This is a genomic window from Pseudomonas sp. 18058 (assembly GCF_902706155.1).
Classification (GTDB): domain Bacteria; phylum Pseudomonadota; class Gammaproteobacteria; order Pseudomonadales; family Pseudomonadaceae; genus Aquipseudomonas; species Aquipseudomonas rustica.
The window spans coordinates 1-23721 of record NZ_CACSJY010000041.1 but is presented as its reverse complement, the minus strand read 5'-3'; the positions used below and the strand labels follow the sequence as shown (position 1 = coordinate 23721).

The 23721-nt window shown below is 59.4% G+C and carries 21 protein-coding genes; 4 read left to right on the top strand and 17 right to left on the bottom strand.

What is annotated here, in order from left to right; all coding sequences use genetic code 11:
* Positions 1-17: 17 nt before the first annotated feature.
* Positions 18-1808 (bottom strand): bifunctional diguanylate cyclase/phosphodiesterase, encoded by a 1791-nt coding sequence (locus GVL50_RS20380; RefSeq protein WP_159814908.1) that lies wholly within the window; start codon positions 1806-1808, stop codon positions 18-20.
* Positions 1809-1939: 131 nt separating this feature from the next.
* Entirely contained in the window at positions 1940-4024 is a 2085-nt protein-coding gene (locus GVL50_RS20375; protein WP_178124208.1) for a carboxy terminal-processing peptidase, read from the bottom strand.
* A 138-nt stretch (positions 4025-4162) separates the two neighbouring features.
* Between GVL50_RS20375 and GVL50_RS20370 the strand changes: the two genes are divergently transcribed.
* The gene (locus tag GVL50_RS20370) at positions 4163-5125 is read left to right on the top strand and encodes a zinc-binding dehydrogenase (protein WP_159814906.1); all 963 of its coding nucleotides are present in this window, start codon (positions 4163-4165) and stop codon (positions 5123-5125) included.
* 117 nt (positions 5126-5242) lie between these two features.
* On the opposite strand, the gene GVL50_RS20365 is transcribed toward GVL50_RS20370, so the two are convergent.
* The 6 genes from GVL50_RS20365 to GVL50_RS20340 all read right to left on the bottom strand — a co-directional run bounded on the left by GVL50_RS20365 (position 5243) and on the right by GVL50_RS20340 (position 10630).
* Positions 5243-5896 (bottom strand): HAD family phosphatase, encoded by a 654-nt coding sequence (locus GVL50_RS20365; protein ID WP_053118621.1) that lies wholly within the window; start codon positions 5894-5896, stop codon positions 5243-5245.
* 111 nt (positions 5897-6007) lie between these two features.
* Entirely contained in the window at positions 6008-6997 is a 990-nt protein-coding gene (locus GVL50_RS20360; RefSeq protein ID WP_159814905.1) for an ABC transporter ATP-binding protein, read from the bottom strand.
* Positions 6994-7794, bottom strand: a complete 801-nt coding sequence (locus tag GVL50_RS20355; RefSeq protein WP_008083711.1) for an ABC transporter permease — start codon at positions 7792-7794, stop codon at positions 6994-6996. The genes GVL50_RS20360 and GVL50_RS20355 overlap by 4 nt, the downstream gene beginning before the upstream one ends.
* Complete coding sequence (locus GVL50_RS20350) at positions 7781-8617, bottom strand: ABC transporter permease subunit (RefSeq protein WP_178124209.1); 837 nt, start codon at positions 8615-8617, stop codon at positions 7781-7783. The genes GVL50_RS20355 and GVL50_RS20350 overlap by 14 nt, the downstream gene beginning before the upstream one ends.
* A gap of 5 nt (positions 8618-8622) precedes the next feature.
* Positions 8623-9429: an alkaline phosphatase family protein gene (locus GVL50_RS20345; protein WP_159814903.1), complete on the bottom strand. Its 807-nt coding sequence runs from the start codon at positions 9427-9429 to the stop codon at positions 8623-8625.
* Between the two features lie 133 nt (positions 9430-9562).
* Positions 9563-10630 (bottom strand): ABC transporter substrate-binding protein, encoded by a 1068-nt coding sequence (locus GVL50_RS20340; RefSeq protein WP_141129984.1) that lies wholly within the window; start codon positions 10628-10630, stop codon positions 9563-9565.
* Positions 10631-10981: 351 nt separating this feature from the next.
* On the opposite strand from GVL50_RS20340, the gene GVL50_RS20335 reads away from it, so the two are divergent.
* On the top strand, positions 10982-11695 hold the full coding sequence (locus GVL50_RS20335) for a UTRA domain-containing protein (protein ID WP_064121017.1): 714 nt from the start codon (positions 10982-10984) through the stop codon (positions 11693-11695).
* A 569-nt stretch (positions 11696-12264) separates the two neighbouring features.
* Here GVL50_RS20335 and GVL50_RS20330 read toward each other — a convergent pair.
* The 9 genes from GVL50_RS20330 to minC form a co-directional block, all read right to left on the bottom strand.
* The gene (locus GVL50_RS20330) at positions 12265-13599 is read right to left on the bottom strand and encodes an amidohydrolase (RefSeq protein ID WP_159814902.1); all 1335 of its coding nucleotides are present in this window, start codon (positions 13597-13599) and stop codon (positions 12265-12267) included.
* A 65-nt stretch (positions 13600-13664) separates the two neighbouring features.
* Positions 13665-15818: a mechanosensitive ion channel family protein gene (locus GVL50_RS20325; protein WP_159814901.1), complete on the bottom strand. Its 2154-nt coding sequence runs from the start codon at positions 15816-15818 to the stop codon at positions 13665-13667.
* Positions 15819-15893: 75 nt separating this feature from the next.
* The gene (locus tag GVL50_RS28785) at positions 15894-16070 is read right to left on the bottom strand and encodes a hypothetical protein (RefSeq protein WP_172680090.1); all 177 of its coding nucleotides are present in this window, start codon (positions 16068-16070) and stop codon (positions 15894-15896) included.
* Between the two features lie 195 nt (positions 16071-16265).
* Positions 16266-17555, bottom strand: coding sequence for a M18 family aminopeptidase (locus GVL50_RS20320; protein WP_159814900.1), 1290 nt, complete (start codon positions 17553-17555; stop codon positions 16266-16268).
* Between the two features lie 124 nt (positions 17556-17679).
* Positions 17680-18783, bottom strand: coding sequence for a hypothetical protein (locus GVL50_RS20315; protein WP_159814899.1), 1104 nt, complete (start codon positions 18781-18783; stop codon positions 17680-17682).
* 45 nt (positions 18784-18828) lie between these two features.
* A complete protein-coding gene (locus GVL50_RS20310) occupies positions 18829-19464 on the bottom strand; it encodes an RluA family pseudouridine synthase (protein ID WP_034151766.1) in 636 nt (211 codons plus the stop codon).
* A gap of 169 nt (positions 19465-19633) precedes the next feature.
* Positions 19634-19888, bottom strand: a complete 255-nt coding sequence (gene minE / locus GVL50_RS20305; protein WP_003223146.1) for a cell division topological specificity factor MinE — start codon at positions 19886-19888, stop codon at positions 19634-19636.
* A complete protein-coding gene (gene minD, locus GVL50_RS20300) occupies positions 19888-20700 on the bottom strand; it encodes a septum site-determining protein MinD (RefSeq protein ID WP_007913953.1) in 813 nt (270 codons plus the stop codon). The genes minE and minD overlap by 1 nt, the downstream gene beginning before the upstream one ends.
* Positions 20701-20869: 169 nt before the next feature.
* Positions 20870-21607, bottom strand: coding sequence for a septum site-determining protein MinC (minC, locus tag GVL50_RS20295; protein WP_159814898.1), 738 nt, complete (start codon positions 21605-21607; stop codon positions 20870-20872).
* Between the two features lie 117 nt (positions 21608-21724).
* Here minC and GVL50_RS20290 point away from each other — a divergent pair, with 117 nt between their 5' ends.
* Together GVL50_RS20290 and GVL50_RS20285 are read left to right on the top strand one after the other, a co-directional pair.
* Positions 21725-22657 carry a lipid A biosynthesis lauroyl acyltransferase gene (locus tag GVL50_RS20290; RefSeq protein WP_159814897.1) on the top strand — a complete coding sequence of 311 codons (933 nt, stop codon included), beginning with the start codon at positions 21725-21727 and terminating at the stop codon, positions 22655-22657.
* Between the two features lie 35 nt (positions 22658-22692).
* The coding region (locus tag GVL50_RS20285) for a patatin-like phospholipase family protein (RefSeq protein WP_159814896.1) at positions 22693-23721 on the top strand (1029 nt) is incomplete at its 3' end.

The window sequence follows — 23721 nt, the reverse complement described above, 5'->3', positions numbered from 1 at the left end:
CGGATTTATTCGAAAATTTAACGATGGCCCGAAACGAGTGCTTCGGTAAAAGGTAGAGCATTCATACTGTCGATGAGATGCACGCTATACCCCGGAACATTCTTCGCATGATGCTTCGCCTGCGATGCCATTTCCGCAAGCTGACTGGCATCAAGCTGTGCGCAGGCCTCGGGGTGTAGATGCACGACGCCAATGGATAGCGACAACAACGGAAACTCCTGCCGCACCCCTTGACGATTCGGTGCGATGAAGCAACCCGCTTCAAGGTGTTCGGGGCGATAGAAGCGGCGGCATTGGCTTTGGAAATCGTCGAGCAGTTGATTGAGTCGCTTGCGCCAGTCTTCAGGGCCGAGGACTAAGAGGAAATCGTCGCCACCAATGTGGCCAACGAAATCTCGGGTGGGGTCGACGCGTTCATTCAGGCATTGAGCCAAACACAGCAACACTTCGTCCCCGCGTCCGTACCCGTAGATATCGTTGAAGGGTTTGAAGCTGTCGATGTCGACGTAGCAGATGACTGATTCTCGACCCTGTTGCAGCAGGCGAGTGAGGCACTGCTGAATTGGCACATTGCCAGGCAGTAAGGTCAGCGGGTTGGCGTAGCGTGCCTGTTGGATTTTCAGTTCGGTGATGAGTTTGAGCACGTCGATCACCCGGCCGAGACCGAGGTAGCTGCCGTTGAGGGTGATGATGAAATCTTCTTCGATCCGCTGACGGGCGCGGCTGGTGATGAGGCGGCTCACTTGCTGCAACGACTGACTCATTTCCACCGCGAGAAAGTCGTCATTCATCAATCGGCTAATCGGTTTACGCGCAAACAAGTCAGTGGCAAACGGTTTGAGCAGCGCATCCGACAAGGAATGGCGATGGACGATGCCACACGGCTGACCTTGTTCGTCGAGCACGGCCAGTGAGTTGAGGTTGGCCTGGCGGCGGAAGGCTTCCAGCACGGTGGCGGTCGGTGTGTCACGCGCTACGGCGGGTTGGTCGTTGAGCAGGGCGCTGAGGTCGCTGCCTTCGTCATTCAGCGCAACGCTGCTGCTGTCGTGTTTGGGCATCAACGTGCGGGCGTCGCGCGGTGGGTGTTCTTGTGGGCGGCCGAGCAAATAGCCTTGCACCAGGTCGACGCCCATTTCGGTGAGCACCGCGAGTTCTTCCGGCAGTTCGATGCCTTCGGCGATGACTTGCGCGCGGGAGGCTTTGGCGATTTGCAGGATCGAGCCGACGAATTCGCGTTTCAGCGCATCCTGATGAATGCCGTCGATGAAGTGCCGATCGATCTTTACGTAATCCGGGCGCAGCTCCGACCACAGGCGCAGGCTCGAATAACCGGCGCCAAGATCATCCAGCGCGATGGAGAAGCCCATCGCGCGGTAGTGATGCAGTGCGGTTTGCAGCAGCTGGAAGTCGTCGATGGGTGTTTGTTCGGTCAGTTCAATGACGACCTGGCTGGGTGGAATGCCGAAGTCCTGCAGTAGTTGCAGCGTGCGTCCCGGTTGATGCGCGGCTTCGAGTAATGACTCGGGCGAGACGTTCAGAAACAGTTTGCCCGGCAGTTGCTGTTCATTGAAACGACGGCAGGCGCTTTGGCGGCAGGCGATTTCCAGCTCACTCAAACGCCCCGCCTGTCGCGCCACCGCGAATAAGGCAATCGGCGAGTGAAGAGGGCTGTTGGACGGGCCGCGTGTCAGGGCTTCGTAGCCGAGAATGCGGCGTTCAGAGAGGCAGATGATCGGCTGGAACAGGCTGTGCAATCCGCTTTGAGTCAGGATCGAGCTCAAGGCACTCAGCTGTTCGGTCGTGGTCATGGCAATCTCTGGCGATAAAAAAAGGACTGGGAGCGCTCTCGTTGGAGAGTGGCTCCCAGTCCTTTATTGCACGACAGAATGATGACTGTTTGATGACGATCCGAGGATCGTCAGCATTAAATTGCCATCACTTACTTCTTCGCCACCTGATTGCTCAGCTTCAGGTAATCCAGCAGCACGCGCCCGGTTTCGCTCAGGTAGGCATCGTCTTCTGGTTTGACCTTGTCCGGCTCGGCGGCCGTGAGGGCGTCGTCGTCTTCTTTCTTCAGCTCTTTGAGCGGCTCTTCGCCTTTGGCTTTGCGACGGATGTTTTCCATCGCCAGTTGCTTGGCGTCGATGTCGGTGTGTTGCGCGCGACGCTCGGCTTCATTGAGGCTGACGGTTTTTTCTTCCATCAGTTTCTGCGCGAGTGCCAGCTTGTCACGGATGAACACGAACTCCGCGTCTTTTGCCGTGCGGGCGTCATGCTCGGATTTGAGCTGAGCCAGATACGGTTTGAACGGATCGGCCGCCGGTTTGATGGCCGCGCGGATGGTGTCCCACGGCATGGCTTCCGGCAGAGCGCTTTCGCCAATTTCCTTGGTGTCGATCAGCGACGGGTAGTCGATGTCCGGCAGGACGCCCTGATGCTGGGTGCTCTGACCGGAGACCCGGTAGAACTTGGCCAGGGTCAGTTTCAGCTCGCCATGGTTCAGCGGCTGAATGGTCTGCACGGTGCCTTTACCGAAGGTCTGGCCACCGATGATCAGCGCGCGGTGATAGTCCTGCATGGCGCCGGCGAAAATCTCCGAAGCCGAGGCGGACAAGCGGTTGACCAGCAGCGCCATCGGGCCTTTGTAGAACGCGCCCGGGTTTTCATCTTCGAGCACGTCGACACGGCCATCGGCATTACGCACCAATACGGTCGGGCCTTTGTCGATGAACAGACTGGTCAGCTCGGTGGCTTCCTGCAGGGAGCCGCCGCCGTTGTTGCGCAGGTCGATAACCACACCGTCGACTTTTTCTTTCTGCAGTTCAGTCAGCAGTTTTTTAACGTCGCGGGTGGTGCTCTTGTAGTCCGGATCACCGGCACGGAACGCTTTGAAGTCGAGGTAGAAGGCCGGAATCTCGATGACGCCGAGCTTGTAGTCCTTACCGTCCTGTTTCAGGTTGAGGATGGACTTCTTCACCGCCTGGTCTTCGAGCTTCACCGCTTCACGGGTGATCGGCACGATCTTGGTGGTCTGGTCGTTCGGCGCATTGCTCGCCGGAATCACTTCCAGACGCACCACGGTGCCTTTCGGGCCACGAATCAGTTTGACCACTTCGTCGAGACGCCAGCCGACCACGTCGACCATCTCTTTGTTGCCTTGGGCAACGCCGATGATCTTGTCCGCCGGGGCAACCTGTTTGGTCTTGTCGGCCGGGCCTGCCGGCACCAGACGCACGACTTTCACCTGGTCGTTGTCGCTCTGCAACACAGCGCCGATGCCCTCGAGGGACAGGCTCATGTTGATGTCGAAGTTTTCCGCGTTATCCGGCGACAGATAGTTGGTGTGCGGGTCGTACGACATGGCGAAGGTGTTGATGTACGCCTGGAAGATGTCTTCCGGACGGGTCTGATCCAAGCGCGCCAACTGGTTCTTGTAGCGCTTGGTCAGGGTTTCCTGAATCTGCTTCGGATCTTTGCCGGCGATCTTCTGGCGCAGGACTTCGTCCTTGACGCGTTTGCGCCACAGGTCATCAAGTTCTGCAGTGGATTTCAGCCAAGGAGCGTCCTTGCGATCGATCAGCAAGGTTTCCTTGGTGTTGAAGTCCATCTTGTCGACGCCTTTGTTGAGCTCGGCGATGGCGAAGTCCAGACGCGATTTGACGCCATCCAGATAGCGCTTGTAGATGGTGAAGCCGGCGTTGAGGTCGCCGCTTTTGAGGAAGTCGTCGAACTGCGTCTTCCACTTGTCGAATTCGGCAATGTCGCTGGCCATGAAATAGCTGCGCGACGGATCCAGCAGCTTGATGTAGCTGTCGTAGATGATCACCGAGCGCGCATCGTCGAGCGGCGGCTTGCTGTAGTGGTGACGCTTGAGCAACTCGACGACGTTCAGACTGGCGATGACTTCATCGCGATCAGGCTGCAATTTGTCCCAGCTGTTGGCAGCGAAGGTATTGCCCGACATCGGCAAAATACCGATACCGATGAATAGAGCGAGGGCGGTGCTTGGGAGCAGATGCTTCATGCTGATTCGACGCGGGGACAATTGATAACGCATATTAGGCCGTCTTTGAAGTCGCCGGTTCTACGAGAGCCGGTCGCATAATGCAAAAAGCCCGGCGCTACAGCTTCGGGCTCAGTCCAGACTCACTATGGAGGCACTGTGAAGGCATTGCAAGGCGTGGAAGGTCAAGTGGCGTGGGTTGAGACCCCGAGTCCTACATGTGATGTAGGACAAGTTCGCATTCGAGTGGCGGCAGCCGGCCTCAATCGCGCCGATTTATTACAGAAAGCCGGTCTCTATCCGCCACCGCCGGGCGCAAGCGACGTGCTCGGTCTGGAGTGTTCCGGGGTCATCAGCGAGGTCGGCGCGGGCAGTCCGTGGCAGGTCGGTGATCGGGTCTGCGCCTTGCTGGCCGGGGGCGGCATGGCCGAAGAGGTGGTGGTTGACGGGCGGCACGTGCTGCCAGTTCCCGAAGGCGTTTCGTTGGTTGAAGCGGCTGCATTGCCCGAGGTTTACGCAACAGTCTGGCTGAATGTGTTTCAACTTGCGGCGCTCAAACCGGGTGAGAAAGTTCTCTTGCACGCCGGGGCAAGTGGAATCGGTTCAGCCGCCATTCAGCTGTGCAAGGCGTTTGGCAATCCGTGCTGGGTCAGCGTCGGTTCAGCCGAGCGTTTGGCTTATTGCGAGGCGCTGGGGGCTCAGGGCGGGGTGCTGCGCACTGACGATCTGGAGAGCCTGCGCGACTTCGGGCCGTTTGATGTGATTCTCGATCCGGTGGGCGGTAATTATTCGGCGCTGAATCTGAAGCTGATGGCGCTGGACGGTCGTTGGGTGCTGATCGGTTTGATGGGTGGCCGCGAGGCGAAACTGGATCTGGCGCAGGTGTTGGGTAAGCGCGTGCAGTTGCTGGGCTCGACGTTGCGCAGTCGTGATGATCAGTTCAAGGCGGATCTGTTGAGTGATCTGGGCCAACAGGTGTGGCCATTGTTTGCGGAAGGGCGGTTGAGTCCGCAGTTGGCCAAGGCGTTTGCGGTGAAGGATGCCGAGGCGGCGTTTGCCGAGCTGGCGAGTAATACGGTGGCGGGGAAACTGGTGTTGGTGATTGACGAAAGCCTCACCTGACACCACAACACCCCCTGTGGGAGCGGGCTTGCTCGCGAATGCGGTGATTCATTCAACAATGATGTCGGCTGACACGACGCTTTCGCGAGCAAGCCCGCTCCCACACTGGGTCGTTGTTTATTTCCAGAGATGGATGGGCCATCCGGCTTTTTCGGCGTGCTCGAGCAGCACCGGATCCGGGTTGACCACGTGCGGGAAATCCACTTTCAGCAGCAATGGCAGGTCATTGCGTGAGTCGGAATAAAAACTCGCGCCTTCGAGGTTCTCTTCTTCAGCGTCCAGCCACTCCAGCAAGCGAGTGATCTTGCCTTCACGGTAGGTCAACGTGCCCACGGTCTGGCCGCTGTAAACGCCGTGCGCGACTTCCAGTTCAATCCCCAGAATCTCGTCGATGCCGAGTCGATCGGCAATCGGTCTGACCAGGTGCGTGCCCGACGCCGAGATCACCAGAATCCGGTCGCCGGCCTTGCGGTGCGCGGCGATGGTTTTGGTCGCGTCGCTGAAGATGATCGGTTCGATAAAGTCTTCAACCCACGGCCCGACCAGGTGCTCGACTTCTTCTGGCGTACGGCCGATCAGCGGTTCGAGGCTGAACGCCATGTACTCTTCCATGCGTAATTTGCCATGGCTGTAGGCGTCCATCAGTTCGTTGTTCTTGCGCATGAACGACTCGGGATCGACCCAGCCCAGGCGCCCCATCTGCTCGCTCCAGAGGGTGGCGCAGTCGCCGTGGATCAACGTTTCGTCCAGATCAAAAATTGCCAGGGCCATCAGTTCTCTCCGAGAACAGCTGCGAGCTACAAGCGTCGAGCTGCAAGAATTGGAATCAGCTGCGCCGCAGTCTACAACTTGAAGCTTGTAGCTCGAAGCGCGCAGCTGCTTTTAAGCTACCTCACACAGGGCCGTCGGATCGATGGAAAGCGCCAGACGCTGACCGTCGGGATGCAGATCAGCCGCCGAGCGATTGAGCACATCCACCACCAATTCCACGCCGCGCGCTTCGATGCGATAGCGAATGACATTGCCTAGCAGGCTATGGCTGCGGATCTGCGCGTCGAGTTCGCCGTTGAGGCTCAGTTCGATGGCTTCCGGGCGAATGGCGATGCGATGGTTGATCGGGCGCTGCAACAGTTTCGACGCGGCTTCGGCGTCGAGCAGGTTGTAGTTGCCGATAAAGCCTGCGGCAAACACGTCGACTGGTGCGGTGTACAGGGTCTCGGCGTCGCCGCTCTGTACGATTTTTCCCTGATTCATCAGGAAAATGCGATCAGACATGGTCAGCGCTTCTTCCTGATCGTGTGTGACGAAGATCGTGGTCAGGCCGAGTTCGCGCTGGATCTGACGGATCTGTTCGCGCAGGTGTTTGCGAATCCGTGCATCGAGGGCCGACAGCGGTTCATCCAATAGCAACAAACGTGGGCGCGTGACCAGCGAACGGGCAAGGGCGACACGCTGACATTGGCCACCGGAGAGTTGATGCGGATAGCGGCTGGCGAAGTCGTTGAGTTCAACCAGTTTCAACACTTCCGACACGCGTTTATGGCTGTCGTCGGCGTTGACCTTTTGCATGCGCAAACCGAATGCGACGTTCTGCTCGACGGTCATGTTGGGAAACAACGCGTAGCTCTGGAAGACCATGCCGATCCCGCGTTTTTGCGGTGTCAGCGGCACGATGTCGACGCCATCCAGCAGGATCTGACCGCCATCCACCGGCGTCAGGCCGGCGATGCAGCGCAGCAGCGTAGATTTGCCGCAACCGGACGGGCCGAGCAGGGTGACGAATTCGCCTTTGTTGATCTCGCAGTTGATGTCGCTGAACACCGGGGTGCCCGCGTAATTCTTCTGCAGGTGTTGGACGCTGACATAGCTCATTCGCTTTTGTCCTTGTTCAAGATGTTGGCGATCCAGGTCAGGACCAGCACGAAAAAGAAATACGAGATGACCAGCGCACTGGTGAAGTGGCCGCTGCTGTTGCGCATGTTGTTCAGATAAACCTGCAGGGTTTCGTAACGCGTGCCGACGAGGATGTTGGCGAAAACGAACTCACCGAACAGGAACGAGAACGACAGCAGCAACGCGACCATCAGGCCTTTGCGCAGGTTGGGCAGCACCACCAGAATGGCTGCCTGAAAGGTGCTGGCGCCGAGCAGTTGCGCGGCGTCCATCAGGTCGCGCAGGTTGATCGCTTGCAGGTTGTTGGTGATCGCCCGGTACATGAACGGCAGGGCCACGGTGAAGTAGCAGCCGATCAGAATCCATGGCGTGCCGACCATCGCCATCGGCCCGGAACCGTAGAGTTGCAACAGACCCACCGACGACACCACCGGCGGCACCGCGAAGGGCAGCAGGATCAGGATGTTCATCAGCGCATCGAGTTTCGGGAAGTGGTAATGCACGACGAACAGCAGCGGCAGAATCAATACCACCGACAGCACCAGCGCGCCGACGCAGACCAGCAATGACTGGCCGAACGCGTGAAGGAAGCGCGGGTCGCTCCACAACTGGATGTACCACTTGAAGGTGAAACCGCTGGGCAAAATGGTCGCCGACCAACTGCTGGCGATCGAGTAGACCAGCGTGCCTGCCAGCGGCAGCAAGAGGATCGCGAACAGCAGATAAACCACGACGCGGTGGTAGAGGCCGGCCGGGCCGGATTCAGCGCGAGACATGGTAGCTCCTCTTCAACAGCAGTTGATGCACGACAGTGACGATGGTCATCAGCGCCACCAGCACCACGGCCAAGGCACTGGCCAGATTCGGGTCGAGGGAAATATCACCGGAAACCATCGCCGCAATCCGGATCGGCAGGACGTTGAAGTTGCCCGTCGTCAGTGCATACACCGTGGCGTAGGCGCCGAGGGCGTTGGCCAGCAGGATCACAAACGTACCGAGCAACGCTGGCGTCAGCACTGGCAAACCGATGTGCCGCCAGAACTGCCAGCCATTGGCCCCGAGCAATGCTGCGGATTCGCGCCAGTCTTCACGCAAGGCGTCGAAGGCCGGGTAGAGCAGCAGCACGCCGAGGGGAATCTGGAAGTAGGTGTAGAGGATGATCAAGCCGGTTTTCGAGTACAGGTTGAAGTCCTGAATGATCCCGGCCTGCTTGAGCATGATGGTGATGCTGCCGTTGAACCCGAGCAGGATGATGAAGGCGAACGCCAACGGCACGCCGGCGAAGTTGCTGGTCATGTTGGCGAAGGCATTCACGAAGTTGCGCAGTTTCGAGTCAACGCGGCGCAGGGAATACGCACCGAGCACGGCAATGATGATGCCGAACACACTCGACCAGAAACTGATTTCCAGGCTGTACTGGATCGCCTGCAAGTAGAACTTCGAACTGAAGATCTTGGTGAAGTTTTCGATGCCCCAACCGAACTCTTCCGATTGCAGGCTGTTGATCATCACCCAGACCAGCGGGGCGATTTCGAAGACGATAAAGAACAGCGCGAAGGGCACCAGGCACAACGCCGCCAGCCATTTGCCGCGAGTCATGGCATTCACTTGAGCAGCTCCCGGCACACAGGTTTGTCGTGGGGCACGCCGAGCAGTTCGCAGACGGTGCCGCAGATTTCCGTCTGCTTCGGCGCGGCGTCAGCGTTGAGGCTGAACGCATCGCCGAGGACGAACAGCGGCACCTGGCGTTCTTCCGGCAGCAGGCCGTTGTGCGAGCGGTCGTTGTTCATGCCGTGGTCGGCGGTCACCAGCACTTGATAACCAGCGTCGAGCCAGCTCTGCAAATAGTCGGCGAGGATGATGTCGGCCGAGCGCGCACTGTTGCGGTATTGCGAACTGTCGAGGCCGTGTTTGTGCCCGGCGTCGTCGATGTTCATCGGGTGGATCAGCAGGAAGTTCGGATCGTGGCGCAGGCGCAGGTTTTCCGCGTCGGCGAACAGGTGCGAATCCGGATAGTGATCGTTCCAGTAGAAATGCCCGTGCTGGATCGGCAGCGACAGATTGTCGGTGTGCCGGTCGCGGGCAGCCACGAACGGTGAGCGGTTGTACAACTCGCTGACCCAGTGATACGCCGCGGCAGCGGTTTTCAGACCGGCGTCGCGGGCGTAGTGATAAATGCTGCGCTGATTGGACAGGCGCGAGACGTTGTTGTGGACGATGCCGCTGTCGATCGGCGGCACGCCGGTGAGGATGCATTCATAAAGCGGTCGGGACAGGGCCGGCAGCTCGCACTCCAACTGGTAGAGCGCGGCGCGTCCTGCGCCAACATAAGCCTGCAGATGCCCCATGGCGTGGCGCGCGACCTCGTAGTTGAGACCGTCGAGCACGACAAGGATGACGTTGTGCTTCATAGGGGCAAAAACTCCGAAAACAAAACTGGAACCAACCCCTGTAGGAGCTGCCGCAGGCTGCGATCTTTTGATGTTGCTTTTAAAGGGCAAGATCAAAAGATCGCAGCCTGCGGCAGCTCCTACAGATGAAGGATTACTTCATCTCTACGATGACTTCTTCGTTCCACTGCTGTGGCAGGGCTTTGGAGGTTTTTTCCCAGGCGTCGGCGTCTTTGATCGGGGTGACCTTTTTGTACTGCTCGTTCGGCAGCAGTTTGGCCTTCACGTCTTCTGGCAGTTGCAGGTGCTCGGCGCGGATCGGACGCGCGTTGCCGCGAGCGAGGTTGGTCTGGCCGGCGTCGCTGAAGATGTATTCGCGGGTCAGCTTGGCGGCGTTAGGGTTTTTCGCGTACTTGTTGATGATCGTGGTGTAGCCGGAAATCACCGAACCGTCGGACGGGATCAGCACGACGTAGTCATCCGGGTTGGCCATCTTGGCTTTGTAGCTGAGGCCGTTGAAGTCCCAGACCACACCGACTTCGATCTCGCCTTTTTCCATGGTGGCGATGGTCGGGTTAGCCATCGACAGGCGACCTTGCTTGGCAATGTCGGCAAACAACAGCAGGGCAGGTTTGATGTTTTTCTCGTCGCCACCGTTGGCCAGTGCCGCAGCGAGAACGCCGTTGGCAGCCTGGGCGGCGGTGCTTACGTCACCGATGGAGACCTTGTATTTGCCGCCCTTGAGGTCAGCCCATTTGGTCGGTACTTCGGAACCGTGCAGCAGCTTTTTGTTGACGATAAAGGCAATGGTGCCGGTGTAGGCCAGCGCCCAGTTGCCGTCCTTGTCCTTGGCCCAGTCCGGGACTTGATCCCAGGTGCTTGGCTTGTACGGTTGCACCACGCCTTGCTTGACCGCGATCGGGCCGAACGCGGCGCCGACGTCGCCGATGTCAGCGGTGGCGTTGTCTTTTTCCGCCGCGAACTTGGCAATTTCCTGAGCCGAGCTCATGTCGGTGTCGATGTGTTTCAGGCCGTAGGTTTTGGCCAGGTCTTCCCAGGTGCCTTTCCAGTTGGCCCAGTCATCGGGCATGCCGACGCTGTTGACGGCGCCTTCCGCTTTCGCAGCGGCTTCGAGGGTTTTCAGATCGGTGCCGGCCGCCATGGCGGAGGTGCACAGTGCAATGGTCGAGCCTAACAGTGTTGCCAGGAAAAGCTGTTTCATTCCGAAGCTCCTTGGTCGTGTTCAACGCTGCGATTGCGGTGGTTGTTGGTCTAGGTCAGCAATACCTGAGCCAATTTAAGGGGGCTGGATGACACTTTGATGTCGGTGGCCTCGCGCCAGGCCTTTTATCTGGCCGATATCGGCAGGTGCCCGATAAGCGTAGACCATGCGCAAAGGCCCGGTGAGCAAGGGACTTGGCCGATGTATTGCAAGTCGTGAGGATGACCGTTCGGTAGTTTTGTCATCTCTCGGTCATGTGTACTGCCTAGGCTTGCATCACTACAAAACGGTTTGATCGCCGTGCGGTTTTGCCCCGAAACAGTGCTGGTCTAGTCCAGATAGGTAACGTTGATGCGTGATGAGGCAACAAAAGCGGTGACAGCCATTGGCCAGGTGTTGCAGGAGCAGCTCGACCACGGTTTGTTGGCGGCGGGCAGTAAGTTGCCGGCCGAACGCAAGCTCAGTGAGCTGTTTGGCACCACGCGGATTACTGTGCGTGAGGCGTTGTTGCAATTGGAGGCACAGGGGCAGATTTATCGCGAAGAGCGACGCGGCTGGTTCGTGTCGCCGCCGCGTCTGGCTTATAACTTGATGCAGCGCAGTCACTTTCACGCGATGGTCAGTGCGCAGGGGCGGGTGCCGTCGACCGAGGTGATTTCGGCGCGGCTGCAACCGGCGTCAGCGGCGGTGTGTGCGTGGTTGCAGTTGCCGGCGCTGTCCAGCGTGATTCAGATTTGCCGGTCGCGGCGGATTGACGGGCGGTTGGTGTTGTATGTGGAGCACTATTTGAATCCGCAGTTTTTTCCGGGGATTCTTGAGTTTGATTTGAATCAGTCGATTACTGAGTTGTATGCGCGGCATTACGATTTGCACTATGGGCGGGTGCGCTTTGAGATTGTGCCGACGTCTTTGTCGGTGGATGCGGCGGCGGCTTTGCGGGTGTCGGTGGGGAGTCCGGGGTTACGGATTGCTCGGGTTAATTATGATCAGCATGAGCGGTTGATTGATTGTGATCTGGAGTTTTGGCGGCATGATGCGATTCATGTCGGGGTCGACGTTGTTTGATCGTTTTTTGGGGGCATATCCGTTGCTGCGGGTGTTGCTGATTATGGTTCCGCCCTTACGGCGGGTCACTTTTGGCAAACGCCCCAAAAGTAACCAAAAGGTCTGTACCCTGACGTCCGGCCCTCGCTAAGGCTCGGGTTCCTTCGCTCCGGGTTCATCCGGGGGCATCGCCTACGGTTTGCTTCGCTGCACCTCCTCTCGATGCTTTCCCCGTATGAATCCCTCCACTCAGCCTCCCGACGGGCTCTAAGATCAAGATCAAAAGCAGGCGAGCTGACACTCGGCCTAATGGTTGGCGCGGTCAATGTGGGAGCGAGCTTGCTCGCGAAAGCGGCCTGACAGCCGACCAGTTTCTGCCCGGATGCACACGATCCAATTGTAGGAGTGAGCCTGCTCGCGATGACAGCCTGACAGCCGACCAATCTCTCCCTGATTCAACACCATCCAATTGTGGGAGCGGGCTTGCTCGCGAAGGCGGCCTGACAGCCGACCAATCTCTGCCTGATTCAACACCATCCAATTGTGGGAGCGAGCCCGCTCGCGAAAGCGCCCCCACAGTCACCGCCTCTTTACTTGTCTGTCTGCGCGTTGGCATACAAATAATCCGTCGCCAACGAGGCCAGTGTCCTCACGCCAACCACCAACGCCGACTCATCGACAAAGAACCCCGGATTATGATTCGGCGCGGCTTTGCTCATGTCTTGATCCCGCGGCGTCACCCCCAAAAACACGAACAGCCCCGGCGCTTCTTTGGCAAAGAACGAGAAGTCCTCGGCCCCGCCCACCAGCGGCCCTTGCACCACGTCATCCTTGGCCGCCCACTTCAACGTCGGCAGTATTTTTTCGGTAAGTGCCGGGTTGTTGATGGTCGGGTCGTATTTTTCGATGATGGTGACGTCCGCTTTGGCACCGCCGCTTTCGGCGATTTTTTCGACGGTCTGGCGTACGTCGGCGTGGAGTTTCTGGCGGATGCCGTAGTCGTATGAGCGGATCGTCCCGCTCATGTCGACCGATTCGGGAATGATGTTGTAGCGCGTCCCGCCGTTGATGGTGCCGATGCTCACCACCGATGGAAACGACGAGATGTCGGTGCGGCGGCTAACCACGGTTTGCAGGCCGACGATGGTTTGTGCGCCGACGGTGATCGGGTCGATGCCGTCCCAAGGGCGGCCGGCGTGGGTTTGTTTGCCGAGGATTTTGATGCGCAGGTCGTCGGAGCTGGCGAGGGTCGGGCCGGGGCGGTAGGTGATCTGGCCGGCGGGGACGCCGGCCCAGACGTGCAGGCCGAAGACGGCATCGGGTTTCGGTGATTTCATCACGCCTTCCTCGACCATCATTTTCGCGCCCCAGGTATTTTTGCCGTTGGGAATGAAGTCGCTCGGGCCTTCTTCGGCGGGTTGGAAGTAGAACACCACGGTGCCGGGCAGGGTGTCGCGCATGCCGGTCAGAATTTTCGCCGTGCTGAGCAGGATCGCGGTGTGGGCGTCGTGGCCGCAGGCGTGCATCACGTCGACTTCTTTGTCGAGGTAGGTGCCTTTAGCTTTCGAGGCGAACGGCAGGTCGGAAACTTCCTTGACCGGCAGCGCGTCCATGTCGGCGCGCAGGGCAACGGTCGGGCCGGGCAGGGCGCCTTTGAGGACGGCGACCACGCCCGTGCGCGCCACGCCGGTTTTGACTTCCAGACCCATGGCTTTGAGTTGTTTGGCGACCAGTTCCGACGTGCGCTTTTCAGTGTTGCCGAGTTCGGGGTGGGCGTGGATGTCGCGGCGGGTTTCCAGCAGTTCCGGTTCGAGTTTTTGCGCCTGCTCGGCGATCTGTGAGCGCGTGCTTTCCATGGTGGCGGCGCCGGCGTGGGTGGCGAACAGGGTGAGTAGAACGGCCTGGGCAATGCGGGTCAGCTGCATCGGGTTTCTCCTTGGTTATTGTTTTTTGGCTTCCCAGCCTGTGACTGCAACTGCGCGCCTGAGTGCTATTCCTTAGGCTCGCCACCGCCGGCAGTGATCACTTGCACGCTCATGCGTGGGGTGGCCAGATCCAGTCCGGCTTCATCCAGATGCCGCTTCAGCGACAAGTTGAACGCCCGCGACACTTCCCACTGTTTGATCGGCGCCGTCTTGAACCGTGCACGCAAAATCGCGCTGCCGGACTCAAAACTTTCGACACCCTGAATTTCCAGCGGCGACCAGATATTGCGGCGTTGCAGGGGATCGGTGCGCATCTTCTGGCCGACGTCGCGCATCAGTTTGATCGCGTCATCGATTTCCATGTTGTACGGCACCGCGATGCGGAAGATTGCGTAGCCGAACTCCCGCGAGTAGTTCTTGATGCTTTTGATTTCGCTGAACGGGATCGTGTGGACGATGCCGTCGATGTCGCGCAGGCGCACGGTGCGGATGGTCAGGCCTTCGACGGTGCCGAGGTGGCCGCCGACGTCGACGTAGTCATCGATGGCCAGCGAATCTTCGATGATGATGAACAGGCCGGTGATCAAATCCGCGACCAGCGACTGCGCACCGAAACCGATGGCCAGACCGATCACACCGGCACCGGCCAGCAGTGGCGTAACGTTCATGCCCATGTTCGCCAGCGCGACGATCAGCGCGATGATGAAAATCGCCACGAACAGCACGTTGCGGATCAGCGGCATCATCGTTTGCGCGCGGGCATTGGCCAGGCCTTTGCGCGAGCGGGTAAGGGCGTGGTGCACGGCGGTGTCGGAGAGAATCCAGATCAGCCAGGCAAACAGCAGCGTGCCAGCGAGGCTGAACAGTTTTACGCTGACGTCATGCCCGTCGCCTTCTGCGAAAGTGATCAGCGACTTGCCCCACACCCGCAGACCCAACTCGATAAACGCCAGCCACACCAGCAGATGGGCGAGGGTATAGAAGAAGTTTTTCAGTCGTTCCGAATACAGCGCATGGCGTTTGGCCCCGCGCTGCGGTTTCAGCGAGTGGCGACGCACCAGGCCGTTGATCACCATGCACAACACCAGCAACACCGTGCAGATCATTGATTGGCGTAAAGCAGTGCTGGTGTCGCCGGCGGAGAAGAACGTCGCGAACAGCGAAATCCCCACCAGCACCAGCGCCGGGACGTACCAGAAGGTACCGAGGATATCGATGGTGTCGCTGAGCGCGCGGCGGGTCAGGCGTCGCGACAGGGGCTGGTTGCGGATCAGGTGCGCAATCGGTCGGCGGAACCGCAGAATGAACAGGCCGGTTGAAATTGCAGCGAGGACGTTGGCGACGGTCGCGGCGGTGTGGGCCAGATGCACGCCGAGGCTTTCGATCAGACGCGGATCATTCAGCGCTTCACCGAACGCGGCGAAGCTGCCGATCAGCCACAACGGCCGGAACGCCTGATGACGCAGGATGTACAGCGCGCGATGGCGGTGCGGGCCATCGAGCAGGGAGAAAGCAATCACGCAGATTGCCGAGAAGCAGGTGCCAACCACCAATGCGTACGCCAACACCATCGCCAGGCTTTTACCCAACGAGGAAGGCAAGGCGTAACTCATGTAGACGGTGATGACCAAAGCGATCAGCCACGGCCCGAGTTTGCGCAGGGCGAAGCGCAGCATGTCGAGGGCTTTGGGGTGTTGCGGCAGTTCTTCGGTGAGGCCGAAACGCATGCGCACGCGGTGACTGAGCCAGATCAGCGCAGCGGCGAGCAGGCTCCAGACCATCAGAATCATGGCGAAACCGAAGATTACCGGCAGCCATTCGCTGGCCGGCATCATCAAGGCGCTGAATTCATCTTTGGCCAGGTCGAACTCGGCAGACCAGCGATTGAGCGGGCTGTCAGCGCCGGTGAATTGTTTTTCGAAATTGGCGAGGGTGCCGCCGATCAGGCCGAGCACGCCTTCTTCAGGTGTGATCTGGGCTTTTTTCGTAGCGTCGCGCAGCTTTTTCAGGTCGGTGAGCAGTTGCGCGCGTTGCTTGTCGTTTTCCAGCGACTTGATGACTTCGTCGAGGGATTGACCGAGGGGTTCCTGCGCTTCGGGCTGGGCCTTGTTGGTGTTGAGCAGGCCGGGCAGACCGACCGCCTGGGCAGGCGCCAGCGGCAGCAGCGTCATCAGGCAGACGAGGAACAGACTGGGTAAAGCAAAAAGACGAGCAAACACTAGGCGGTCAACCTCGCAATGGGCGGATCGAACGAGTGTACGAGCCCGCCTGCTGCAATGCGAGCCGGTGCGCGGTTATTCGTTGAGTTTGGCGAGGATCTTGTAAACCACGGTGGCGAGTATCAACAGCATGCCGACCCACATGGCGAAAACACCGGCGTTCTTGTCGCGGAAGTTGAAGCCGATGGCCAGCAGGAGCATTCCGCACAGGATCGGAATGAGCATGGCGTGAAACGAAGACATCGTGATCATGGAGACAGCCTTGTCGAAAGGGATGATTAAAGTCTAGGTGGCTTTTGTTTGGGAGGTGCTGATGTGTATCAGAGTTGAGCCGGTTTCTTGATGAAATTTGTGCTGGCTGAACCGGCCTCATCGCGGGCAAGACTTGCTCCTACAGAGGTGAGGCTTGTGTAGGAGCAGAGCTTGCTCGCGAAGCTTTTAAGGCTTTTAAGGCAAATCGCGGCAGGCATAAAACGCACTCAGCACTTTCACCAGATGCGCCAGATCATGGCTGCCGCACAGTTCGCGGATCGAGTGCATGGCGAAGGTCGGCAGGCCGATATCGACGGTGCGCACACCGAGGTGGCTGGCGGTGATCGGGCCGATGGTCGAGCCGCAGCCCATGTCGCTGCGCACCACGAAGCTTTGCACCGGCACTTCCTCAGCCATGCACAGATGGCGGAAGAAACCGGCGGTTTCGCTGTTGGTGGCGTACCGCTGGTTGCTGTTGACCTTGATCACCGGGCCGGCGTTGAGTTTCGGGCCGTGGTTGGCGTCGTGCTTGTCGGCGTAGTTGGGGTGCACGCCGTGGGCGTTGTCGGCCGAGACCAGCAGGGATTTCTGGATGGTGCGAACGAACTCGTCACCTTCCGGCAGCAGACGGCGCAGGGTTTGTTCGAGCATCGGGCCGTCAGCGCCGCAGGCCGAGCAGGAGCCGACTTCTTCGTGGTCGTTGCAGACCAGCACGCAGGTTTCGTCGGTTTCGGCAGTCAGTAGCGCTTGCAGACCGGCATAGCACGACAACAGATTGTCGAGACGCGCGCCGGCAATGAAGTCGCCGTTCAGGCCAATCACTGCAGCACTTTGTGTGTCGTAGAAACTCAGCTCGTAATCGAGCACGACGTCGGCGTTGAGGCCATGTTCGCGGGCCAGTTGATCGGTGAGCACGGCGCGGAAATCGACGCGTTCGTCCCCAGCGAATTGCGCAAGGATCGGCGGCAGCTCGGTCTGCGCGTTGATCGCCCAGCCCTGATTGGCTTCACGGTTGAGGTGAATGGCCAGGTTGGGAATGATCGCGATCGGCGCCTTGAAGTCGATCAGTTGGCTTTCGACTTTGCCGTCGCGGCGGAAGGTCACGCGGCCGGCCAGCGACAGATCGCGGTCGAACCACGGCGCCAGCAGTGCGCCGCCATACACTTCAACGCCCAGTTGCCAGAAGCCCTGACGCTGCAGTTCCGGCTGCGGTTTGACGCGCAGGCACGGGCTGTCGGTGTGCGCGCCAACCAGACGGATGCCACCGTGCAGCGGCGAGGTGCGGCCCATTTTGATCGCGACGATCGAGGAGTCATTACGAGTAACGTAATAGCGGCCGTTAGGCTCGGTGGTCCACGGCTCGCGTTCGTCGAGGCGCACAAAACCGGCGGCCTCCAGACGTTGCACAAGACTGGCGGTGGCGTGGAACGGGGTAGGGGAGGCCTTGAGGAAGTCGATCAGGCCTTGGTTCAACTCTTCGCGCATAACAAGCTCCAGACAGCAATGGCCGGGAGTTTAACGCGGTTGACGCCCATTGCGAACGCAAAACCTGTGGGAGCGAGCAAGCCCGCTCCCACAGGGATTTCGGTGATTCACGGGTTGGTGTGAATCAATCAGCGCAGGTGAACACGCGTTTTTTCAGGTAGCGCATGATGACTTTCTCGTCTTCCGGCTTGTCCGGGCGTGGCAGCTGTTTTGGCCAGCGGCTCTGGCTCAGGAGCTTTTTCTGCCGGCTCTCGTCCCAGCGCAGAATCTCCCGCGACGCACATTCCCACCACTCATGGCGGCAGGCGCTGTAGTACGGATCATCCGGTGCAGCGCTGCCATACAACAAGTCTCGACCGACTTTGCGCAAGGCGCCGCTCTGGTGGCGCAGTTTCCATTTGATTTTCAGGCGTTGCCAGGCCGACGGGAACGGTTTGACTCGCGGCACGTCGCGGCACAGATCCACCAGTCGCTGACTGAACGTTTCGCCATGCTGGGAGAAGAAGTACGTCTGCATCGCATGGAAAAAACGCTTTTCGGCGAAGTAGTGATAGACGTATTTTCGCGCTTCCACGACCCGGCGTTCACGCATGGCATACGACAACGCGATCTGCTCGATGGTATGGATCTCGAAGCCGCCAACCGTGCATTGATCGATCATGCGGATCGACTCTTCGAACAGATCCAGATCGTTTTCGGTGACACCGCACAGGCCGCTGTTGTAGAGCTTGAAGCCGTTGTCCGGCGTCACGCTATACGCACTGAGGTCGCGCGCAAGCTTCAGATAGTCGCTGCGCAGGTGCACGTCTTTCCAGTCGTACTCGAAGCGATCCATGACCGAGCAATCCTGCCCGATGGCATCGAGCAGACGGCTGGGATGATCAGTGAACAGCGTGTCGGTGTCGACGAACAGCGTCTTCTCTGCCCACTGCATGCCGGCGGCTATGGCGCAGGCCTTACGGCGATGGTGGTAGCCATTCGTGCCTTGCCAGCGCGTCAACGTGGCTTCATCGAGGAACACCGTGTCGACCGGCCAGCCGGCGTAATCTTGCGGGCGATCAGTGAGAATTCTGATCGCCGGGAGCTGGCCGTTTTTCGCCTGGGACAACACGGTGAGGATGCTGAACTTGGCCTCGCGGCGGTAGACATCCTGATTGCCGTAAATCAGGTACAGCAACTGCTGGCGGGTTTTTTTCAGGGGTGTGGCGAGGGAATCAATACAACTCATCCGAAACAAAAATCCTTAAAAGCAGGACTGCTGATCAAGCAGTCCTTAAAACGGTGCCGGGCATTCGAAGCGCAAGCGTTCGCCGGTCTGGGGATGGGTGAAGCTCAACATACTCGCGTGCAAACACAAACGCGGCCAGGCGGCCAGGGCTTGTTCATGGGCGTATAGCCCGTCGCCCAATAACGGATGACCGATGGACAGCATGTGTACGCGCAATTGGTGCGAGCGGCCGGTGATCGGCGTCAGCTCGACGCGGCACCAGTCGCCACAACGTTCCAGCACGCGCCAGAAGGTCAGCGCATGTTTGCCGAACTCGTGATCGACCACATGGCGCGGCTTGGTCGGCGGGTCGTAGCGCAGGGGCAAATCGATGCTGCCGCTGTCCAGTTCCGGCTGACCCCAGGCCAACGCGGTGTAGGCCTTTTCGGTTTCACGGTCATGAAACTGGCGCGACAGTTCGCGATGCGTGTCGGCGTCACGGGCCAGCAGAATGATGCCGGAGGTTTCCCAGTCCAGACGATGGACGATGCGCGCTTCCGGGTAGCCGTTTTCCTGCAGACGGGTAATCAGGCAATCCTTGTTGTCGTCGGCGCGGCCGGGCACCGAAAGCAGCAACGTCGGTTTGTTCACCACCAGTACTGCGGCGTCCTGATGGATGATGTGGATGTTGGACAACGGCATTAAAACAGCCTCGTAACAAATGCCAACGGCGGCTCGGGACTGCTGATAACCCTGTAGGAGCTGCCGAAGGCTGCGATCTTTTGACGTTTATGATCAAAAGATCGCAGCCTTCGGCAGCGCCTACACGAGCATCAACAGCCCGAGCCGCCGTAGCGACTACCCAATCGACTCAGCGATCGGGCAGGGTGATGTTGAGTTCCAGAATCGAGCAACTGCCCTGGCTTTCCAGTGCAACATGTACGTCGTCGTTGCCGATGTTGACGTACTTGCGGATCACGTCGACCAGTTCCTTCTGCAAGGCTGGCAAGTAATCCGGCGTGCTGCGCTGGCCGCGCTCATGCGCCACGATGATCTGTAGACGCTCTTTCGCTACCGAGGCGGTACTTGGCTTTTTGTTGGCACGAAAGAAGTCAAAAAGGTTCATTACCTACCTCCAAACAGGCGCTCGAAGAATCCCTTCTTCTCGACATCGAGGAAACGGTGGGCTTTTTCTTTGCCCAGCAAACGGTCGACGGTATCGCTGTAAGCCTGACCGGCATCGCTCTGGTCGTCGAGAATCACCGGCACGCCCTGGTTGGATGCCTTGAGCACCGCCTGGGATTCCGGGATCACGCCGAGCAGGGTGACCGAGAGGATTTCCTTGACGTCTTCAACGCCCAGCATCTCGCCCTTTTCCACACGCTCTGGATGGTAGCGAGTGATCAGCAGGTGTTCCTTGATCGGGTCTTCGCCACGTTCGGCGCGACGCGATTTGCTCGCCAGCAGGCCGAGCATGCGGTCCGAATCTCGTACCGAGGACACTTCCGGGTTGGTCACGACGATCGCTTCATCAGCGAAGTACATGGCCAGGTGCGCGCCTTTTTCGATGCCCGCCGGGGAGTCGCAGACGACGAACTCAAATTGTTCCTTGAGCTCCATCAGGACTTTTTCCACGCCTTCGACGGTCAGCGCGTCTTTGTCGCGGGTCTGGCTGGCGGCCAGCACGTAGAGGTTTTCCAGGCGCTTGTCTTTGATCAGCGCCTGTTGCAGGTTGGCTTCGCCATTGACCACGTTGACGAAGTCATACACCACGCGGCGCTCGCAACCCATGATCAAGTCAAGGTTACGCAGGCCCACGTCGAAGTCGACGATCACTGTTTTGTGGCCGCGCAGAGCGAGGCCGGTACCGATAGCGGCGCTGGTGGTGGTCTTACCCACACCACCCTTGCCGGATGTAACCACGAGAATCTTGGCCAAGGTGTTTCACCCCTAAGGAAGAAGGACTTTTTAGCCCCTGAAAAACATCTCTTGAAAACTACTGCAGTCGGACAGCCTTGGCTGGAATTTGGCTTTAGGCCTTTTTCCTACTTCGTTTGAGCCGTTTTCGCTACGTTTTAGAGATGCTTGGAAAATGCGGCAGTATCCGTTAAAGCCGAATGATGTTCAACACGTCGCCCGACAGGCTGACCTGTACGCCCGAGCCCCACATTGGATCGCGGCGTAAATCCTCGGAAACCTTGTAATGACCGGCGATGGAGATCAGTTCAGCGCTTAATTGCTGACAGAAAATCCGTGCCTTGGTGTCACCCTTCACGCCGGCCAGCGCACGGCCACGCATCGGGCCGTATACATGGATGTTGCCATCGGCAAGAAGTTCCGCCCCCGGACTGACCGAGGAGACCACGACCAAATCGCCACCCTGCGCGTATATCTGTTGGCCACCACGTACTGGCGTGGTGATGACGCGGGTCTGTTTGACGGTCGGTTCTGGCGGCTTTTCCGGCTTCTTTTTGACTTCGGCTTCTGGCATGTCCAGTGGCCGTTCACGGGCACCGGACGGCGGCAGCACCGGAATGTCGATGGCGATGGCGGCGGCGATGTCTTCGATGCGGCTGGCGCGAATCGCCAGGGTGCGCAGGCCATGTTGACGGCACACGCGCATCAAACCTGGCAGGTCGACCGCGCCTTCGCTCGGCGGCAGTTTGTCCAAGGCCAGAACCAGCGGCGCGTTGCTGAAGAAATTCGGCGCCTGCGCAACTTTGGCGGCCAATTGCCGATCGAGGCTGTCGAGGTCGTTACGGGCCAGTTCCAGCACGGTAATGGCCAGCATGCTGCCCTTTAGCTGGAACACGGGATCTTGGTTTAACGGTTCGGTTTTGCTCATGTCGGCATACAACGGCTTGTCACTAAAAGTGCCGAGACTTATAACGAGAACGCCCGCAGGCCGCAAGCCGGGTCGAACGATGTAGAATGCGCGGCCACTGTATTTACGGAAGCTTTAATGGATCGCCCGCGTTTTCGAAAAGCATTTCTTGCTCCACGCTTCTGGCCGCTCTGGTGCGGCTTGGGGCTTTTGTGGCTGATCGTGCAGCTGCCGTATCCGGCGTTGCTGACCATCGGTCGATTTTTGGGTGCGTTGATGTATCGCTTCGCCGGCGACCGGCGGCGCATTGCCAAGCGCAATCTTGAACTGTGCTTCCCGGAAAAATCCGCGGCGGAGCGCAAACGCCTGCTCAAGGAAAATTTCGCTTCGACCGGCATCGCTTTTTTTGAAATGGCGATGAGTTGGTGGTGGTCGCGTGAGCGTTTGGCCAAACTGGCCCACGTCGAAGGGCTTGAGCATTTGCAGAAAGCCCAGCACGAAGGCAAAGGCGTGATCCTGATGGCGGTGCATTTCACTACGCTGGAAATCGGCGCGGCGTTGCTCGGCCAACAGCACACCATCGACGGCATGTACCGCGAGCACAAAAATCCGTTGTTCGATTTCATCCAGCGTCAGGGCCGTGAGCGGCACAATCTTGATTCGCTGGCGGTGGAGCGCGACGACGTGCGCGGCATGCTCAAGCTGCTGCGTTCCGGTCGGGCGATCTGGTACGCGCCGGATCAGGACTACGGCGCCAAGCAAAGCATCTTTGTGCCGCTGTTCGGCATTCAGGCAGCGACGGTGACGGCGACGACCAAATTCGCGCGGCTGGGTAAGGCGCTGGTGGTGCCGTTCACTCAGGAGCGTCTGGCGGACGGCAGCGGGTATCGTCTGGTGGTGCATCCGCCGTTGGAAGATTTCCCGGGCGAGACCGAAGAAGCCGATTGCCTGCGCATCAACCAATGGGTTGAAGGCGTGTTGCGCGATTGCCCGGAGCAATACTTATGGGCGCATCGGCGCTTCAAGAGCCGGCCACCGGGCGAGCCGAAGTTGTACGCCAAGCGCGCTTGATTCACCCCATCCCCTAAGCACCACGGAGTGTTGCGATGAGCCCAGCGGAACCGGTCACAGGTTTGATTCTTTCCGGCGGCGGGGCTCGGGCGGCGTATCAGGTGGGGGTGCTGGCGGCGATTGCCGAATTGTTGCCGGTGGGCGCGGACAATCCGTTCCCGGTGATCGTCGGCACCTCGGCCGGCGCGATCAACGCGGTCAGCCTCGCCAGCGGCGCCAGCGATTTCCGCGCGGCGATCGAGCGGCTGACACTGTTCTGGCAAGGCTTTCGCAGCCATCGCGTGCTGCGCAGTGACTGGCCCGGCGTGATCCGTCAGGCCAGCCGTTTTGTCAGCCATAGCCTGCTTGGCCTCGGTCGACATCTGCCGGTGGCGCTGCTCAACAGTTCGCCGCTGCGCGACCTGCTCAATGAAAAACTGCACCTGCCCGGCATCGCCGAATCCATCGCGCGCAAGCAACTGCATGCGGTGGCGGTGACGGCGTTCGGCTACGAATCGGGGCAGGCGGTGACGTTTTATCAGGGCGGCGGCACGATTGATTCGTGGCTGCGCCATCGGCGCATTGGTGTGCCGACGCAACTGTCGGTCGATCATCTGTTGGCCAGCTCGGCGATTCCGTTGTTGTTCGCGCCGGTGAAAATCGGTGAGGAGTATTTCGGCGACGGCGCGGTGCGGCAATCGGCGCCGATCAGTCCGGCGCTGCACTTGGGCGCCAGTCGCGTGCTGGTGGTCGGCGTCAGCGGCAACCCGCGTGGCTTTGATCCGCAGCAGCCGCTGGAACGCACCTACACCGGGCAACAGCCGACACTTGCGCAGATCGGCGGGCACATGCTCAACAGCACGTTCATTGACAGCCTGGAAAGCGACATCGAGTTGCTGCAGCGGCTCAACCAGTTCAGTCATCTGATGCCCGCCGGCACGCCGACTCGTGAACTGGGCGTGGCGCCGGTGGAGGTGCTGGTGATTTCACCGAGTCAGCCGATTGATGAGATCGCGGCGCGGCATCGTCAGGAATTGCCGGCGGCGTTGCGCTTGTTTTTGCGCGGGCCGGGGGCGACGAAGACG